Source organism: Blattabacterium cuenoti, from assembly GCF_014251715.1.
Lineage (GTDB): Bacteria > Bacteroidota > Bacteroidia > Flavobacteriales > Blattabacteriaceae > Blattabacterium > Blattabacterium cuenoti_M.
Genome location: NZ_CP059198.1, coordinates 287997 through 304305, shown reverse-complemented (window position 1 = coordinate 304305; position 16309 = coordinate 287997). Strand labels below are relative to the sequence as shown.

The window sequence follows — 16309 nt, the reverse complement described above, 5'->3', positions numbered from 1 at the left end:
TATGAAAAAAATTATAGCTCCATCCTTACTTTCAGCAAATTTAGCTTTTTTATATCGTGATATAGAAATGCTGAATGAAAGTGAAGCAGATTGGTTCCATATTGATATTATGGATTCCTCTTTTGTTTCTAATATTTCTTTTGGATCCTTGTTTACAAAATATGTTAAAAAATATGCAAATAAGCCTATGGATGTACATTTGATGATTCTCCACCCAGAACACTATATAGAACAATTTAAAGCTTGTGGAGCCGATCATTTACATATTCATTATGAAGCTTGTATTCATTTAAATAAAACTATTTTTTCTATTAAAGAATATGGGATGAAGGTAGGTGTAGCTGTTAATCCGCATACTCCAATTTTTCTTTTACGAGATGTTATTAAACATATAGATTTTGTTTTATTAATGAGTGTAAATCCTGGTTATAGCGGACAAAAGTTTATTAGACAAACCTATCAAAAATTAGAAGATACTAAAGATTTAATCTTACAAAAAGATTCTTCTGCACTCATAGAAGTAGATGGAGGAATTAATTTAGAAAATGCTTCTTCACTATTCAAAAATGGAGCAGATATATTAGTAGCAGGAACTACTATTTTTTCTAATTCTAATCCAAAAAAAATGATTCATAGAATGAAATTATGAAATAAATATGAAATTAAAATAATATGATTTCTAAAGAAACTATAAAAAAAATACTTTCTACTTCTTGTATAGAAGATGTTATTGGATATTTTGTAAAATTAAAAAAAAGTGGGATAAATTATAGAGGACTAAGTCCTTTTTCTAATGAAAAAACACCTTCTCTTGTTGTTTCTCCTACAAAAAAAATATGGAAAGATTTCAGTTCTGGAAAAGGTGGTAATATTATAACTTTTCTTATGGAACATGAACATTTTTCTTATGTAGAATCATTGTGTTTTCTTGCTAAGAAATATGATATAAAGATTGATCATACAGAAAAATTTTTTAGAAAAATAGACCATGAAGAATATGAAAAATTATACTTAATACAAGATTATGCAAAACGTTTTTTCATAAATAAATTGTTCTTTACCAAAGAAGGACAAAAAAATGGATTCAATTATTTAATTCAAAAAAGAGGCTTTAATATGAAAATAATTAATAAATTTGAATTAGGCTATGCCCCTATTTCTTGGAATTTATTTACAGAAACAGCCTTAAAAAAAGGATTTCAAATATGGGATTTAAAAAAATCGGGTTTTACTGTAGTAAAAAAATATAATAATTTTTTTGATTGTTTCCGTAAACGTGTGATGTTTCCAATACATAATCTATTAGGAAAGGTTATCGGTTTTGGTGGTAGGGATATTGATTCTAGTTATTCATGTTATACAAAATATATGAATTCATCCGAAAGCGGAATTTTTCAAAAAAGTAAAATTTTATATGGATTATTCCAAGCTAAAAAAAACATTCTAAAAGAAGATCTTTGTTATTTAGTGGAAGGATATACAGATGTTATTTCTTTATATCAATCTGGTATAAAAAATGTAGTTTCTTCTTCTGGAATTTCACTAACCGTAGATCAAATCCTATTGATAAAAAAATTTACAAAAAATATTGTTCTTTTTTATGATGGAGATCGTTCTGGAATTAAGGCTTCTTTAAGAGGAATTAATATGATGCTGGAACAAGAAATAAATTTACGCATATTATTGATTTCTAAAGAAGAAGATCCAGATTCTATATCTAAAAAATATTCCCTATCTAACCTAAGAGATTTTTTAGCAAAAAATAGTTATAATTTTGTTTCTTTCAAACAAAAAATATATGAAAAATTCCATCAAGATGATCCCATTAAAAAATCATTTTTTGTTTTAAGTATTTTGAATAGTATTTCAAAAATATCCCATATTCTTAAAAAGGAATTATACTTACAAGAAGCTTCCAAAATCCTAAAAATTAGTAAAAAAGTTCTAATTTCTGAATTGGAAAGAATTAACAAAAAAAATGAAAAAAAACTTAGGTCTAAAGATAAAACGTTTTTTTCAGAAAAAAAAAACAAAAACACACTTCTTTTTCTGGAAGAAAAATTGATTCAATTTATTTTAAATCATGGGAAGAGAATAATAAAAAAATACAATACAACGGTTATCGAAAAAATTTTACATGATTTTAAATCTTATAATTTACGTTTTTCTTTGAAAGAAAATCAAGATATTTTTGATCAAATTTGTTTACAAGGTGATTCCAAGTTTTGGTATAAAAAAAACAAAAAATTTTATTCATTATCCAAATGGGATAAAAAAGGGATACAAGTTTCCTATAAAGGAAATAAAATAGATAAATATGTAATTGATATTTTATTGAGATTTAGATGTTTATTAATTTCAAAATTGATTAAAGAAGAAATCTATCATCATCATAAAGATGATGATAGAAAAGCTTTCCTAAAAAAAATCATGCATTTAACAAATATAAAAAATGAACTTAATAAAAAGTTACATAGATATGTGTGATTATAGCATTTTATATGCAAAAATTATTTTTTATTCCTAATAATTTTTTGGTAAATTCGTGTATACAAACTATGAAAAATGAATACATTAATTTCAAAAAAAGCACCTAATTTTACGTCTAGTGCGGTCTTAAATGGAAAAGATATTGTACAAAATTTTACTTTAGAACAATTTAATGGAAGAAAGTATGTTTTACTTTTTTTCTATCCTAAAGATTTTACTTTTGTATGTCCCACAGAAATATATGCTTTTCAAGAAAAAATTAAGGATTTTGAAATGAGAAATGTACAAATTATTGCTGTATCTACGGATACAGAACAATCTCATTGGGCTTGGTTACAAATGCCAAAAGAAAAAGGGGGCATATATGGAGTCACTTATCCTATTGTTTCTGACATTAATAAAACTATATCTCATAATTATGGAGTTTTATCTGGAAATTGGATTTGCAATAATCATGAAGAATGGAAAGCTACGGGAGAACTTATTGCTTACAGAGGTTTATTTTTAATAGATAAAAAAGGGATTATCCGACATCTTTTAATAAATGACTTTCCTTTAGGTAGAAATGTACATGAAGCTTTTCGTATGATAGATGCTCTTCAATATTATGAAAAAAGTGGAGAAGTGTGTCCAGCAAATTGGAAAAAAGGAAAAAAAGCGATAAAGGCTAGTCATAGTGGCATTGTAAATTATTATAAAAGTGGATCAGATTCTATATGATACTTACTAAAAAATGTTGAAAAAAAAAGTAGCATTTTATACAATGGGGTGTAAACTTAATTACGCCGAAACCTCAACTATAGCAAGACAATTTACGAATTTATTTTATCAACATGTCCCTTTCCATAGCTCTGCAGATATTTATGTAATTAATAGTTGTTCTGTAACAAAAAATGCAGAACTTGAATTTAAGTACATAGTACGTTCTGCTATGAGGAAAAATTCACAAGCTTTTATTATAGCAATAGGATGTTATGCTCAATTTAATCCTAAAGAAATTTCTTCTATTATTGGAGTTGATCTAGTTTTAGGTAATAACGAAAAATTTAAGATCATCGATTATATTAATAAAGAATGGTTTTTTAAAAAAAAATTTTATACAAAAATTTTTTCAAATACAAAGACAAATAATACTTATTTTCCATCATTTTCAGTTGGAGATAGAACTCGTTCTTTTTTAAAAATACAGGATGGATGTGATTATAAGTGCAGTTATTGCATTATACCCATATCCAGAGGATTTTCTCGTTCTGATAGTATAGAAAATATATTAAAAAATATTAGGGATCTTTTTCAAAAAGGGGTGAAAGAGATAGTGTTAACAGGTGTTAATATTGGAGACTATGGAAATAAAATATATGGAAAAAGTGATCGTTTATATACATTTTTTGATTTAATACAAGCTATTGATCAAATAAAAGAAAAAGTAAGAATACGTTTATCCTCTATAGAACCTAATTTATTGAAAAATGAGTGTATTGAATTTATGTCTAAAAGCAAACATTTTGTCCCTCATTTTCATATTCCTTTACAATCTGGAAGCAACTATATATTGGGAAAAATGCATAGACGTTATAGACGAGAACTTTATAAAGAAAAAGTAAAAAAAATACGATATTTAATACCAGATGCTTATATAGGTTCAGATATTATTGTTGGGTTTCCTGGAGAAACACATCAACATTTTTTGGAAACTTATCATTTTTTAAAAAATTTAGAAATTTCATCTCTACACATATTTACCTATTCTGCTAGACCAAATACAAAATCAATCACAATACAGGAACATGTATCTAAAAAAATACAATGTAAACGTAATAAAATTTTTAGAGTTCTTTCAAACAAAAAATATCGCTTTTTTTGTGAAAAACAAATTCATACTAAAAAAACCGTTTTATTCGAAAAAAATTCTACAGATAACGAATATTTGTATGGATATACAGAAAATTATATTAGAACTAAGATCCCATTGAATTCATACAATGCTACTTATTATATAAACACATTACAAGATGTATTGATTAAAAAAGTAGATATAGATGGAATTATGATAGCCGAACCCATAAATTAATTTAATTACTTTTTAGTAATTGGCATGAATTCTACATCAAAAATTTCTTGAAAAGATTTTTTTACCATTTGTTTAACCTCTTTAAAAGATATATCATTTTTTTTTAATTCTTTTTTTAAAGAAGTAACTTCTTGATTGTAAATTCCACAAGGAATAATATGATCAAAATACCGTAAATCTGTATTTACATTTAAAGCAAATCCATGCATTGTTACCCAACGGCTAATTTTAATTCCTATTGCACATATTTTTCTTGATTTTTCTACAACATTATTATGAAACCATACTCCTGTTTTTCCTTTTTTTCGTTCCCCCTTTATCCCATAATTTTTCCATAAAAAATGTATAATAACTTCTTCTAAAAGACGAAGGTATTTATGAATATCCGTAAAAAAATAATCCATATTTAAAATGGGATATCCTATTAACTGTCCAGGTCCATGGTAAGTGATATCACCTCCTCTATCTGTTTGATAAAAGGTCGCATTAATTTTTTTTAAAAAATCTGATGTTACCAATAAATGTTTATTTTTTTTTCCATTTTTACCTATAGTATATACATGTGGATGCTCTACAAATAGAAAATATCCTGCTTTTTGATAAGAGATATTATTTACTTTTTTTTGTATTATATCATAAAATAATCTTTTCTGATATTCCCAAGTTTCTTTATATTCTTTTTTTCCTAAATCTTCGAAAAAAAGTATTTTTTTTTTCATATTTTTTAAAAAATTCTATAATCATCAGTCTATGTTATCCGAACAACAAATTATACGAATAAAAAAACTAGATAAACTAAAATCATTAGGTATAAATCCTTATCCTTCAAATGAATATAAAGTTACTAGTACTATTTATAATATACAAAAAAATTTTATAGAAAAAGAAACTATCAGCATAGCCGGACGTTTAATGCGTTTGCGTCTTTTAGGAAAAGCTTCTTTTGGAGAAATAAAAGATCATACGGGTTGTATGCAAATATACTTTACAAAGTATCATTTATACTCTGATAAAATGGGAAAAGAGGATACTTACAATATTTTTTTAAAAAAACTTATAGATATCGGAGATATTATTGGAGTTAAAGGTTTTTTATTTAAGACAAAAATGAATGAAATGACGATACATGTTCATAAATTAACTTTATTATCCAAATCTATTCGACCATTACCACAAGTAAAAATGGATAAAAATAAAAAAATATATGATGCTTTTTCCAATACAGAACTACGTTATCGCATGCGTTATGTAGATCTTATAGTAAATGATCATATCAAAGAAATTTTTATAAAACGGACTCGGATCATACAGAAAATAAGAAATTTTTTGGATGATAAAGGTTATTTAGAAGTAGATACTCCTATTCTACAATCCATTCCTGGGGGAGCTATAGCTCGTCCTTTTGAAACCTATCACAACACTCTTGGAATTCCATTGTATTTACGTATAGCTAATGAGCTTTATTTGAAAAGACTTATAATTGGGGGGTTTAACGGAGTATATGAATTTTCTAGAAATTTCAGAAATGAGGGTATGGACCGTATTCATAATCCAGAATTTACGGTACTAGAACTTTATGTCGCTTATAAAGACTATTACTGGATGATGAATTTTACAGAAAAACTAATGAAGTGCATCTTTAATAAATTTCAAAAAAAAGAAAATATTAATTTTAAAACTCCTTTTCCCCGTATCCCTATATTGGATTCTATTAAAAAATACACCGGATTTAATCTGAAAAAAATGGAAAAAGAGGAATTAAGAAAAGTTTGTAAAAAATTGCATATAGAAGAAAATTTAAAAATGAGTAAAGCTAAACTTATTGAGAACATTTTTGAAGAAAAATGCGAAAAAAATTACATAAATCCTACTTTTATTATTGATTATCCTATAGAAATGAGTCCTTTAACAAAAAAACATCGTAATGAAAAAAATTTATCAGAACGTTTTGAACTTATTATAAATGGACAAGAAATTGCGAATGCTTATTCAGAACTTAATGATCCTATAGATCAATTAGATCGTTTACGAAAACAAATGAAGTTTAAAAATACAAAAAATGAATCAATGTCTAATGAATCAATGTCTATTGATAAAGATTTTATACGTGCTTTGGAATTTGGAATGCCTCCTACTGCAGGTATTGGAATTGGAATAGATCGTTTAGTAATGTTACTTACTAAAAAAAATTCTATTCAAGAAGTTTTACTTTTTCCACAAATGCGTCCAGAAAAAGGAGGAAAAAAATAAGTTATTTTAATCCTAACACTTTTAATCCGTTTATTGTAGCAATTTTAACCAAATGATCTATATCATAATAATGACAAGCTTCCAACATTACACGTAATTCTATCCATAGATTTCCATCAGAAAAAGGTTTGTATATGTCACAAATATTATCTGTTCCAAAAGCCACTATGATCCCTTCAGGAACCATTTCATCCACTGGAGTGATAGAATTATGGCTAGGAGTAAAACGTTCACTTCTTGTATGATCAATCCAAGCAATGGGACAAGATATTACCTTTAAATTAGCTTTCTTAATCAATTGGTATATCTTATAACGATAAGCTCTAGCATGTGCAGCTAAAGAAATACTATGTATAGCTACTACTTTTCCTTGCATTCCATGTTCAATAGTTTTTATTGCTAGTTTTTCAGTTTCTTTTTCTTCGCTAGTATTAAATTGATCTACATGTACATGTACTATTTTTCCATTTTTTTTAGCTGTTTTTAATAAAATATCTAAATGTTCATCTTCTTTACCATAATCTTTAGCGGGCAATCCACCAATAATATCTACAAATTCTACGGATTTATCAAACCAATATTTGGATTTTTTATCCAACACTCCTTTAAGAACTTGATTGGCAAAACAAATATGGATTGAATTTTCATAATTATTTCTAAGCTTTTTAGCGGCTTTTAAAGCACGATCTTCAATAATTTCATCTACATCAATAAATGTGCACAAAGCTTGTGTTCCTTGTATTAAAAAATATTCTAAAGCTTTTTCCATACGTATATAAATATCCTCTTCTGTAGCTAAACGTTTCATTTCATCTACCAGATACCATTTTTTATTCAGAGAATAATAAGAATATTTGAAATTTTTTTTTGTTAGAGTATAAGCTCTATCTAAATGAGCATGAGCATTTACCCATCCGCCTTTTTGTTTTACTTTTTCTATAAAAATTTTTTTAGGATTCATTTTTATTAAATATTGGAAATCCAAACAACTTTTTTAGTTATAAAAAATGGTTCTTTAAAATAATGCTTTAAAGGATATATTATTGCATGAGGAAATTTTTTTATTTCCTCAGAAATATTTCCTCCTTTTAAATATAAAGCTCCATTTTTAATTTTATAGGTAGATTTGCATTTAAATTTATTTTTTATCCAATTATGTATTATATCTATTTTTGTTACAGCTCTAGTAACCACAAAATCAAATTTATTTTCTAATTTTTCTGCACGTATACAAATAGGATGTGCATTTTTTAAATGAAGATCATATATGATTTGTTCTATAATTTTAATTTTTTTTTTAATAGAATCTACTAATATAAATTCAGTATTCGGAAAAACTATGGATAAAGGAATTCCAGGAAAACCTCCTCCTGTACCTAAATCCATGACACATGATCCAGGGAAAAAATAAAATACTTTAGCTATTCCTAAACAAAAAAGTACATGTTGTTGATAAAAATCGTGGAATGTTTTTCTAGAAATTAGATTCACATATGCATTCCAATACGCATATAAATTTTTTAAATAATACAACTTATATATTTGTTGATCCAATAAAAATGGAAAATATTTTTTAATTAATTTCATAGTGAATCCCAATATTCGGATAAATAAATTTATAGTAAAATTTATTTAGATTTGTAATCATTTCAAATTATATATTCATATATATGAAAAATAGATTGTCCCATAGATTAAAAAATATATCTTATTCGCAAACCATAGCTATGTCAGCTAAAGCCAGAGATTTAAAAAATAAAGGTTATGATATAATAAACTTGAGTTTGGGAGAACCCGACTTTTTACCTCCTGATTTTGTATTATATGCTGCTAAAAAAGCTATAGATGAAGGGTATCATTATTATACTCCCGTCTCCGGATATTTAGAACTTCGTAAAGTAATATGCCAAAAATTATACCGTGATAATCATTTAAAATATACCCCTTCTCAAATTGTAGTTTCTACTGGAGCAAAACAAGCTATCATGAATGTTCTTTTATCTTTGCTTAATAAAAATGATGAAGTCATTATTCCCGCTCCTTATTGGGTTAGTTATTTACAAATGGTAAAATTATGTGAATCGTATCCTGTTGTCGTCCCAACAACCATGAATAACAATTTTAAGATTAATCCAGAACAGTTAGAAAAAGCTATTACATCTAAAACGAAATTATTTATTTTCAGTACTCCTTGTAATCCTACAGGAAGTGTTTATTCTTATGAAGAATTAAAATATTTAGCAGAAATTTTTAAAAAATATCCAGAAATCATGATTATTTCTGATGAGATTTATGAACATATTTGTTACTCTGATAAACATACTAGTATTGCAATTTTTTCTGATATTCATAATCAAGTCATCACACTTAATGGTCTATCTAAAGCATTTTCAATGACGGGTTGGAGAATTGGATATATTGGAGCTCCAGAATGGATCGCTAAATCTTGTGATAAAATACAGGGACAGATGACATCTTGTTCCAATTCTATTGCACAGAGAGCTGCTATTGCCGCATTAAAAGCCGATCCAAGTAAAATAGAATATATGATACAAGAGTTTAGAAAAAGAAGAAATTTAGTTTTGTCTATGATAACAGAAATCAATGGGTTTCAATTGAATAAACCAAATGGGGCTTTTTATGTTTTTCCAAAAATTTCATATTTTTTTGGAAAAAAATTGGATGGAAAAATGATTAAAAATGCGGATGATTTTTCTGAATTTCTACTTGAAAAAACTCAAGTAGCTACAGTGAGTGGAAGTGCTTTTGGGGATCATGAATGTTTACGTATTTCTTATGCCTCATCAGAAGATAAAATTATAGAAGCTTTCAAAAGAATAAAAAAGGCATTAAATTAACAAAAATTGGGTGGACGACCGGATTCGAACCGGCGACCCTCAGAACCACAATCTGATGCTCTAAACCAACTGAGCTACGTCCACCAAAATCAAAACAAAGATAATTAATTCTATAAACAAAAACTTTCAATAATTTTTTTACAATAAAAAAAAAGATCGCTGTATATCCATTTTATAATGTATTTTTTTTCTTGTATAGGATATAAAAGATGAACATTGGCACCTGCATCTAGTGTAAAATAGATATTTTTTTTACTTTGCATTCTGAAATCCCATACGTTATGAAGAACGTTAAGAGTATTTGGCTTCATCCATATAAAATAGGGACGAGAGGTCATGATCATGGCGTGAAGTGTCAAAGCTTCATGTTCTATTAATTTTCCAAATTCTTGTAAATCTCCTATTTTTAATATAGATATAAGTCTATCCATATTTTTATTAGCATTTTTAAATCTTTCCTTAGCATAAGGATGGTTCTTCATTAACTGATGACCTTTAGAACTCAATATTTTTTTAGGTGTTTCATCTATTATTAAAATAGTATCTACCATTTTTGTAAAAATGGGGTGTATTTTATATGGATATTGAATAGCATAAAGATTATTACTTCCTTTTATGGATTGATGACTTCCCCAAACAACAAGGCCAGGATAAATAGATCTGCAAGCACTTCCGGAACCTAATCTTGCTAAAAAAGAAGCTTTTTTTAATAAAAAATCTTTTTTTAAAGAAGAAACTAATTTTTTTTCTATTTCCATGATGCATAATGCTAAAGAACTCATGGAAGAAGCAGAAGAAGCTATTCCACTGCTATGTGGAAAAGTATTATAGGTTTCTATAATAAAATTAAAATCTCGTAAATAAGAACAATAAAATGAAATTCTATGAAAAAATTCCAAAATTTTTGGAATAAAACTAGTTTTCTCTTTTCCTGAAAAAAAAACTCTTAGAGAGAAATTTCTTTTTTTTATTTCATATGATAATCGTGTTACCGTATATACTTCTCCTAGAGAATAACTAATAGAAGAATTCGATGGTATTTGAATTTTATTTTTATGTTTCCCCCAATATTTAATTAAAGCTATATTGGAATGACTCTTTCTTGTGATAACTCCATTTGAATCTATAGAATATTTTTTTTTTTTAAAAAAAAAACTTTTCAAAAGTTAATTACAAATCATTTTTTATATAATCTAACATTTTTTTATCGTCAAATTCTCCCTCAGAACGAGCAATTACACAACTAGCTAATCCATTTCCTATTACATTGACAGTAGTGCGAGCCATATCCATTAATTCATCTATACCGATAATAGCTAATATAGGCCAAGTTGGCAAACCAAAAGAAGCAACAGTAGCTAAAAGAATGACTAAAGATGCTCTAGGAACTCCGGCTACTCCTTTACTAGTTAAAATTAAAGTCAATCCTATAAATATTTGTTGACTAAAACTCAAAGGAATACCAGATGCTTGTGCTACAAAAACAGTAGCTAAAGACAAATATAGAGTAGTTCCATCTAAGTTAAAGCTATAACCTGTAGGAATAACAAAAGCAATAATTTTTCTTGGAACCCCTAATTTTTCTAAATTTTCCATAAGTAGTGGTAAGGCAGATTCTGAACTTGTAGTAGCAAACGCAAGTGATACAGGTTCAGTTAATGCTTTTATAAAACCTCTTAAAGGTACTTTTATCCATAAAAGAATAGGAAATAAAATAACTATCAAAAATATAAATAGAGCAATATAAAGAGTCAATAATAACTGAAATAGGTTATATAAAATATCTAACCCCATATGTCCTACTGTATAAGCGATGGCAGATCCTACTCCTATAGGAGCAAAATACATGATAATTTTAGTAAATTTAAACATGATTTCTGAAAGACTATCTGCAAATAGTAATATAGGACTTCGTTTTTTTTCTTCCAAAAATACCATAGATATACCGAATATAACTGAAAATACCACTATAGGTAAGACATCTCCATGATATATGGATTTTATAAAATTTTCAGGAAATACATGAAGTATCGTATTTTGCCAAGTTCTATGTTCTACTTTTGGCAATTGTTGTTCCGTTATTCCTGAAGGCATCACTATACCTACTCCAGCTTGGGATACATTAATAGCAATAAGACCGATGAACAAAGCTAAAGTGGTCACTACTTCAAAATATAGTAATGATTTCCATCCCATGCTTCCTAATTGTTTAATATTAGAATGACTTGCTATACCAACTACTAGAGTAGAAAATAATATTGGAGCAATAATGGTTTTTATCAACCTCAAAAATATTTGAGATAAAAACCTTAGTTCAACAGCAATTTTTGGGATATCTAATCCCATTTCTATTCCTATGATAATGGATAATAAAATCCAAGTAGTTAAATCTTTTTTAAGAAAGGTATACAATATGAAAATAGAGATGACGAAGCATCTTAATATAGAAAGAGTAAATTGATCCAATCCTAAAAAGGATTTAGATAAATGAATAAATACATATGCTAAAACACTTAAAAAAGCTATTAATAAAACTTTTTCTTTTTTTATTTTCATTCCAATACTCATTTTGTAAAATTCAACATATATAAAAAATATTAGGTAACAGACCCGTAGGGACTCGAACCCCAACTAACAGAACCAAAATCTGCTGTGCTACCGTTACACAACGGGTCTATGAAAAATGTAAATATATACCATTTTTTTTCAAAAACATTATAATTATGTCTAAATTTAGGTTACGTTACTCAAAAACCTTTTTTATTGCCATAAAGGTTTTTTATTTATTATTTTAATTAATAAAATTATGTCTGTTAAAATACGTTTAAAAAAAATTGGAAAAAAACATAGACCTATTTATCATATAGTTGTAGCTGACTCTCGTGCTCCACGAGATGGTAAATTTATTGAAAAACTAGGAACTTATAATCCTCATACGGATCCTCCTTCAACTGTATTAAAAATGGAAAATGCGGTATCTTGGTTAATGAAAGGAGCACAACCTACAAATACTGTAAAATCCATTTTTTCTAAAAACGGTGTATTACTCAAAAAACATTTATTAAAAGGAGTAAAAAAGGGAGTTTTTACGGATGAAGAATATCAGAAAAAATTCTATTTTTGGTACAAAAAATATAAAATTTAATTTAGTAAATAACATGGAAATTCTAATTTTGTTGAAAACTCTAGATTAGAATCAGAAAAACTTTTTATAGAAAAATTTCCTATACGTTCTCTTCTTAAAGAAAGTAGATAAGCTCCGCTTTTTAGGGCTTTTCCAAAATCTCGGGCTACAGATCTTATATAAGTCCCTTTTCCACATTCTATAAAAAATTTTATATAGGGAATTCCTATTTTTAGGATATTAAATTGATAAATTTTTACACGTCTATATTTAATAGAATCTATTTTTTCCCCTTTTCTAGCATACTCATAGTATCTTTTCCCTTTTATTTTTAAGGCAGAAAAATAGGGAGGAAATTGATCTATTTCTCCCATAAATTTTTTAGATATTTTTATAATAATTTTAGGGGTTATGTGCGAAATGGAAGAAAAATTATATTCTTCTGTTTCTGAATCAAAAGATAAGGTTTCACAGCCTAATTTTATAATACCTGTATAAGTTTTTTTATAATTTTGAATATCATCTACTTTTTTAGTATATTTTCCTGTAAGTACTATCAATAAACCTGTTGCAAGAGGGTCTAAAGTCCCCGCATGTCCTATTTTTAAATTTCCTATATAATTTTTAATTTTTTTAACAATTTGAAAAGAAGTCCATCCCCACGGTTTATCTATTAATAATATTTTTCCATTCTGGAATTCTAATATATTTTTTTTAAAATTTTTCAATAGGTTTAATAAAATAATGTATAATAATAAAAAATCCTAATATTATTCTATAATATCCAAATATTTTAAAATTTTTTAAAAATTTAAAAAAATATCGTATGGTTATCATTCCAGTTATGAAAGCTACTATATTGCCTAAAAATAATAATTCTATATCTTGATATGTAAAAGAATTTAATTGAAAATAATAGTCAAATAATTTTTTACATGTAGCGATTCCAATAACAGGAATAGATAAAAAAAAAGAAAATTCTATAGTTTTTTTTCTATTAACATTTTGTAGCATACAAGCAACAATGGTAGTAGCACTTCTAGATACTCCTGGGATCAAAGACAAACATTGAAATAATCCAACAATAAAAGCTTTTAAATAAGTAATTTTGTTTCTTTTTTTTTTAAAATTTTTTTCATAAAAATTTTCTACTTTCAAAATTACGAATCCTCCTGTTAAAAGAGATAGAGAAACTACAAGTGGATGAAATAAAAAATTGGTTATTTTGTTAAAAAAAAAACCAAAAATACCTACAGGTAAAATAGCCAAAAAAATTTTTATATAAAAATTCCATTTTTTTAAAAAAAACTTATTTCTATACAAAAAAACTACCGATAAAACGGCACCAAGCTGAACAGAAATAAGAAATAAATTCGTTATTTTATCTTCTAAAATTCCCATCATGGAAGCCGCAAGTATCATGTGACCTGTAGAAGAAATAGGAAACAACTCTGTAATTCCTTCAATAATCCCTAATAGGATTGATTGAATATAATTCATATATATCTAAACATCAATTTTTGCATGTATCGCATTTTTTTCTATGAAATTTCTACGTGGGGGAACTTCATCTCCCATAAGAATGGAGAATATGTTGTCTGCTTCAGAATAATTTTCTATATTGACCTTACGTAAAGTTCTATTTTTTGGATTCATTGTTGTTTCCCAAAGTTGTTCAGCATTCATCTCTCCTAATCCTTTATAACGTTGTATATAGACATATTTTCTTCCTCCTAATTGATTGATAATATTTTCTCTTTCTTTATCACTCCAAGCATATCTATAATGATTTCCTTTTCTAATTAAATAAAGTGGTGGTGTAGCAATATAAATGTGTCCTTTTTCTATTAATGGGTTCATATAACGAAAAAATAATGTTAAAATCAAAGTAGAAATATGACTTCCATCTATATCCGCGTCGGTCATAATAATAATTTTATTGTATCTAAGTTTTTTTATATTTAAAATTTCTTTATTTTCTTCTGTATCAATAAAAACTCCTAAAGATGTGAATATATTTTTTATTTCCTCATTTTCAAATATTTTATATTGCATAGCTTTTTCTACATTTAGTATTTTACCTCGTAAAGGTAAAATAGCTTGAAAATTTCTATCTCTACCTTGTTTAGCAGTTCCTCCAGCAGAATCTCCTTCTACCAAATAAATTTCACAGTTTTCTGGATTATTTAAAGAACAATCCGCTAATTTTCCAGGTAAAATACTATTGTATATGGGATTTTTTTTTTGTATTAATTCACGTGCTTTTTTAGCAGCTTGACGTGCTTTAGCTGCTAATATGACTTTATCAATAATTTTTTTTCTATCACTAGGGTGTTCTTCTAAATAACTGTTCAACATTTCTCCCACAATTTTATCTACAATTCCTCCCACTTCGTGATTACTTAATTTTGTCTTAGTTTGTCCTTCAAATTGAGGTTCCATTACTCTAACAGATATAATGGCTGTAATTCCTTCTCTAAAATCATCACCAGTAAACTCTACTTTATCTTTTGATAAAATTCCATATACATCGGCATATTTTTTTAATGTTCTTGTTAATGCCCTTCTAAATCCAGAAAGATGAGTTCCTCCTTCATAAGTATTTATATTGTTAACATAAGAATAAATCTTCTCTTTAAAAGAAGTATTGTATTGCATTGCTACTTCTACAATCGTATTGTCTTTCTCTCCTTCAATAAAAATAACATCTTTAGTTAAAAATTCCTTATTTTTATCTAAAATAGGAAGATATTCTTTTAATCCATTTTTAGAAAAAAAATATTCTTTTATGTTATTTCTTTCGTCTTTTAAAAATAAATACAACCCTTTATTTAAAAAAGATAATTCTTTCAATCTATTGGCTAAAATTTCATAATTATATGTAATAGAATTAAAAATAGAATAATCAGCAAGATAATTAATCTTAGTTCCTTGCATATTAGTTTTTCCTAAAAATTTTACAGGATAAAGGGCTTTTCCTTTTAAATACTCCTGTTCATAAACTTTTCCGTTGCGATAAATTGTAACTATAAGTTTTTTAGACAAAGCATTGACACAGGAAAGACCGACTCCGTGTAATCCTCCAGAAACTTTATAAGAATTTTTATCAAATTTACCCCCTGCCCCAATTTTAGTCATAACTACTTCTAAAGCTGATTTACCTTCTTTTTTATGAATTTCTATTGGAATTCCACGACCATTGTCAAGTATAGTGATAAATCCATTTTTTTGAATAGTAACCCATATTTTATTGCAAAAACCTGCTAAGGCTTCATCTACTGAATTATCTATAACTTCGGATACTAAATGATGTAACCCCCTAATTCCTATATCTCCAATATACATTGAAGGTCTTAATCTTATATGTTCTATCCCTTCAAGAGATTGAATACTATCTGCTGTGTAATCTTTTGTAATATGATGTTGTTTACTCATAATTAATTTTATTATAAATTTTTCTTTTTTACATAAAAATTTATAGTTTTATATTCGATCAAAGATAGTAGAAAAAATATA

The 16309-nt window shown here is 26.6% G+C and carries 15 protein-coding genes and 2 tRNA genes; 7 read left to right on the top strand and 10 right to left on the bottom strand.

Translation table 11 applies throughout. From position 1 onward, the window contains the following. The first annotated feature begins 1 nt into the window (after position 1). From rpe to mtaB, 4 genes are all read left to right on the top strand, one after another. A complete protein-coding gene (rpe, locus tag H0H59_RS01455) occupies positions 2 to 649 on the top strand; it encodes a ribulose-phosphate 3-epimerase (protein ID WP_185862387.1) in 648 nt (215 codons plus the stop codon). A gap of 23 nt (positions 650 to 672) precedes the next feature. Next, positions 673 to 2487 (top strand): DNA primase, encoded by a 1815-nt coding sequence (gene dnaG / locus H0H59_RS01450; RefSeq protein ID WP_185862386.1) that lies wholly within the window; start codon positions 673 to 675, stop codon positions 2485 to 2487. A gap of 78 nt (positions 2488 to 2565) precedes the next feature. Beyond that, positions 2566 to 3210 carry a peroxiredoxin gene (locus H0H59_RS01445; RefSeq protein WP_185862385.1) on the top strand — a complete coding sequence of 215 codons (645 nt, stop codon included), beginning with the start codon at positions 2566 to 2568 and terminating at the stop codon, positions 3208 to 3210. Positions 3211 to 3223: 13 nt separating this feature from the next. After that, complete coding sequence (mtaB, locus tag H0H59_RS01440) at positions 3224 to 4561, top strand: tRNA (N(6)-L-threonylcarbamoyladenosine(37)-C(2))-methylthiotransferase MtaB (protein ID WP_185862384.1); 1338 nt, start codon at positions 3224 to 3226, stop codon at positions 4559 to 4561. A 5-nt stretch (positions 4562 to 4566) separates the two neighbouring features. On the opposite strand, the gene lipB is transcribed toward mtaB, so the two are convergent. Continuing rightward, the gene (gene lipB, locus H0H59_RS01435) at positions 4567 to 5280 is read right to left on the bottom strand and encodes a lipoyl(octanoyl) transferase LipB (protein WP_185862383.1); all 714 of its coding nucleotides are present in this window, start codon (positions 5278 to 5280) and stop codon (positions 4567 to 4569) included. Positions 5281 to 5311: 31 nt separating this feature from the next. Here lipB and lysS point away from each other — a divergent pair, with 31 nt between their 5' ends. Beyond that, positions 5312 to 6811, top strand: a complete 1500-nt coding sequence (lysS, locus tag H0H59_RS01430) for a lysine--tRNA ligase (RefSeq protein WP_185862382.1) — start codon at positions 5312 to 5314, stop codon at positions 6809 to 6811. 1 nt (position 6812) lies between these two features. Here the strand turns inward: lysS and H0H59_RS01425 are convergent, their stop codons facing one another. Both H0H59_RS01425 and rsmG read right to left on the bottom strand, forming a co-directional pair. Beyond that, positions 6813 to 7772, bottom strand: a complete 960-nt coding sequence (locus H0H59_RS01425; protein WP_185862381.1) for an amidohydrolase family protein — start codon at positions 7770 to 7772, stop codon at positions 6813 to 6815. A 5-nt stretch (positions 7773 to 7777) separates the two neighbouring features. Further along, the gene (gene rsmG / locus H0H59_RS01420; protein ID WP_185862380.1) at positions 7778 to 8398 is read right to left on the bottom strand and encodes a 16S rRNA (guanine(527)-N(7))-methyltransferase RsmG; all 621 of its coding nucleotides are present in this window, start codon (positions 8396 to 8398) and stop codon (positions 7778 to 7780) included. Between the two features lie 83 nt (positions 8399 to 8481). Here rsmG and H0H59_RS01415 point away from each other — a divergent pair, with 83 nt between their 5' ends. Further along, positions 8482 to 9669, top strand: a complete 1188-nt coding sequence (locus H0H59_RS01415) for a pyridoxal phosphate-dependent aminotransferase (RefSeq protein WP_185862379.1) — start codon at positions 8482 to 8484, stop codon at positions 9667 to 9669. A 9-nt stretch (positions 9670 to 9678) separates the two neighbouring features. Here the strand turns inward: H0H59_RS01415 and H0H59_RS01410 are convergent. From H0H59_RS01410 to H0H59_RS01395, 4 genes are all read right to left on the bottom strand, one after another. Further along, positions 9679 to 9753: transfer RNA gene (locus H0H59_RS01410), tRNA-His, on the bottom strand. 26 nt (positions 9754 to 9779) lie between these two features. Next, positions 9780 to 10832 (bottom strand): diphosphomevalonate/mevalonate 3,5-bisphosphate decarboxylase family protein, encoded by a 1053-nt coding sequence (locus H0H59_RS01405; RefSeq protein WP_185862378.1) that lies wholly within the window; start codon positions 10830 to 10832, stop codon positions 9780 to 9782. 7 nt (positions 10833 to 10839) lie between these two features. Beyond that, on the bottom strand, positions 10840 to 12237 hold the full coding sequence (locus H0H59_RS01400) for a dicarboxylate/amino acid:cation symporter (protein ID WP_185862377.1): 1398 nt from the start codon (positions 12235 to 12237) through the stop codon (positions 10840 to 10842). 37 nt (positions 12238 to 12274) lie between these two features. After that, a tRNA-Gln gene (locus tag H0H59_RS01395) sits at positions 12275 to 12345 on the bottom strand. A gap of 130 nt (positions 12346 to 12475) precedes the next feature. Between H0H59_RS01395 and rpsP the strand changes: the two genes are divergently transcribed. Then, entirely contained in the window at positions 12476 to 12814 is a 339-nt protein-coding gene (gene rpsP / locus H0H59_RS01390) for a 30S ribosomal protein S16 (protein ID WP_185862376.1), read from the top strand. Here the strand turns inward: rpsP and truB are convergent. The 3 genes from truB to gyrB are packed head-to-tail and all read right to left on the bottom strand — an operon-like array spanning position 12811 to position 16228. Then, the gene (gene truB / locus H0H59_RS01385) at positions 12811 to 13521 is read right to left on the bottom strand and encodes a tRNA pseudouridine(55) synthase TruB (protein ID WP_185862375.1); all 711 of its coding nucleotides are present in this window, start codon (positions 13519 to 13521) and stop codon (positions 12811 to 12813) included. The two genes, rpsP and truB, sit on opposite strands and share 4 nt — an antisense overlap. Continuing rightward, positions 13508 to 14293, bottom strand: a complete 786-nt coding sequence (locus H0H59_RS01380) for an undecaprenyl-diphosphate phosphatase (protein WP_185862374.1) — start codon at positions 14291 to 14293, stop codon at positions 13508 to 13510. Before H0H59_RS01380 ends, truB begins: the two co-directional genes overlap by 14 nt. 6 nt (positions 14294 to 14299) lie before the next feature. Then, on the bottom strand, positions 14300 to 16228 hold the full coding sequence (gene gyrB, locus H0H59_RS01375) for a DNA topoisomerase (ATP-hydrolyzing) subunit B (protein WP_185862373.1): 1929 nt from the start codon (positions 16226 to 16228) through the stop codon (positions 14300 to 14302). Positions 16229 to 16309 lie beyond the last annotated feature (81 nt).